The organism is Dellaglioa sp. CoH-57-MRSF-21, from assembly GCF_056781915.1.
The window spans coordinates 1-266 of sequence record NZ_JBXAXU010000203.1; the positions used below are offsets into that span (position 1 = coordinate 1).

The 266-nt window shown below is 57.1% G+C and carries 1 protein-coding gene; it reads right to left on the reverse strand.

Features of this window, described 5'->3' with window-relative positions; translation table 11 throughout:
- A partial coding sequence (locus AC1RPQ_RS08535) for a hypothetical protein (protein WP_481762353.1) occupies window positions 1-225 on the reverse strand: 225 nt, incomplete at its 3' end.
- Between the last annotated feature and the right edge of the window lie 41 nt (window positions 226-266).

Genomic DNA, 266 nt, shown 5'->3' on the forward strand with positions numbered 1-266 from the left:
GTACATGGCCCCAAGCGCGTATTCAGCACCGCTCCCGATCGCAGCATAGTCGTAAGCGGCCTCAACCACGGTCCCGTCTCCGTGAATCTCAAAAATGTGGGATTCATAGCCGAGTAGGATATTCACGTCCTTAAACGGCTTATCTCGGCTGGTGCCGGATTCAAGCAGCAGGCAGCGCCGCAGTTCTTCACGCACTGGCCCGTGGATGAAGCGCTCCACGTTCATTGACCGGTTCCTGACAGGGGGCACGAAATTTAGGCGCACAC